At 31.7% G+C, this 1905-nt stretch carries 2 protein-coding genes; both read left to right on the top strand.

What is annotated here, in order from left to right; all coding sequences use genetic code 11:
- Window positions 1–931: DNA gyrase C-terminal beta-propeller domain-containing protein (locus tag ABWO04_RS11570; protein ID WP_353079841.1), on the top strand; the 931-nt coding region annotated here is incomplete at its 5' end.
- 50 nt (window positions 932–981) lie between these two features.
- A partial coding sequence (locus ABWO04_RS11565; protein WP_353079840.1) for a tetratricopeptide repeat protein occupies window positions 982–1905 on the top strand: 924 nt, incomplete at its 3' end.

Raw genomic sequence — 1905 nt, 5'->3', positions numbered from 1 at the left:
CTTTACTCAAAAAGGAAAATGTTTCTGGATGCGTGTGTACGAAATTCCTGAAGGAACAAAAGCAAGTAAAGGAAGAGCAATTCAGAATATTATTAATATAGAACCAGACGATAAAGTTGCCGCTTATATTTGCACACAAGACTTAAAAGACCAAGATTATATTAAGAGTCATAACTTAATTATGGTAACCAAGCAAGGTCAGGTGAAGAAAACCTCTTTAGAGAAGTATTCTAAACCACGTGTAAACGGAGTTGCTGCAATAACTATTAAAGAAGGTGATGAATTATTAGGAGCAAAATTAACCAATGGTGAAAGTCAAGTATTAATTGCTGGGAAATCTGGTAAAATGGTTCGTTTTGAAGAAGCTAAAACACGTCCAATGGGTAGAACGGCTTCTGGAGTTAGAGGAATTACTTTAAAAGATGAAGCTGACGAAGTTATTGGAATTGTAACTGTTAATAAAGATGATATTAATGAAACACAAATTTTGGTTGTAACTGAAAATGGATACGGAAAACGTACTAAATTAGTTGATGATGACGGAGAAGATGTGTACCGAATTACAAATCGTGGTGGTAAAGGTGTGAAAACATTAAACATTACAGAAAAAACAGGTTCGTTAATTGCAATTAATAACGTAACGGATGATGATGATTTAATGATTATTAACAAATCAGGTTTAACGATTCGTATGATGGTATCTGACCTTCGTGTGATGGGTCGAGCGACTCAAGGTGTACGATTAATCAATATTAAAGGAAATGATTCTATCGCAGCTGTAACTAAAGTGTTGCGTGAAGATGAAGTAGTAGTGGAATTAGATGAAGATGGAAATCCAATAGAAGTATTGGAAGCTGAAACTTCTGAAGAAGAAACACCAGAAAATATTGATTCAGATGTTGAAACAGACAACAACGAAGAATTGGAATAATTTTTAAGCCCAATTCGTTGGGCTTTTTTTAAAACTAAAATAGTAACGAAATGAAAAAAATTGTATTAGGGGCTTTACTGTTGGCTTTTGCATCAACTTACGCTCAAAAAGATGAATTAAAAACATTAAAAAAGTTGTATGATAAAGACCAATTGTCTGCTGATGATTTTTCTAAATACAAAGAAACCGTTTTAAAGTTAGAAGCCGTTGCAACTTCCGAAAATGATAAAGTTGCTGCGAATTTCTATAAAGCTATGCAACCATTAGCTGAAATGTCAACTATGGGAGCTCAACCTAATCCAATGATGATTCAGAAAATATTTACTCCAGAAGCATTTACAACTATGGTAGAAGCTATGCGTAAAACACTTGATTTTGAAGCAAATCAAGAGAAAAAGGTATTTACAGATGAAATTAAAAATACAATTGATTCTTTCAAACCTGTTTTTTTACAAATGGCATTTGCCTATAACTCTTCTAAAAAATATAAAGAAGCATCTAGAGTTTTTTATAACACATATCAGTTAGACCCAACAGATGTTGCTAATTTAGAAAATGCATCAATTACTGCAATGCAAGCTGAAGAGTATATAGATGCAGAAAAATATTACCGACAAATTAAAGCAGTTGGCTTAAAAGGTACAGGAAAAGGTAAGTTTGCTATTACCGAAGCTAGTTTAGCCAAAAACATTGCATCACTTTCATTTTTTAATAAAAATGATGAACAGGCAAAAATAGATTTTTTGGAAGCAATTAGATTAAATCCGGAAGATATACAGATTCAAATGGATCATGCTACAATTTATTACAGAAATAATGATATTGTAACGTACCAAAAATTAATTGAAGGCATTTTAGAAAAAGATCCAAACAATGCTCAATTACAATATAATGTAGGATTCTTAATGTTAGCTGATGATGCTAAAATTGTAGATGAAATTAATGCCAATTTAAAAAATACAAAAATGTATAAT

It is taken from the genome of Flavobacterium sp. (genome assembly GCF_040382755.1).
In the GTDB taxonomy this organism is placed as follows: Bacteria; Bacteroidota; Bacteroidia; order Flavobacteriales; family Flavobacteriaceae; genus Flavobacterium.
The sequence above is the reverse complement of the archived record's forward strand: the minus strand, read 5'-3'. Positions and strand labels throughout refer to the sequence as shown.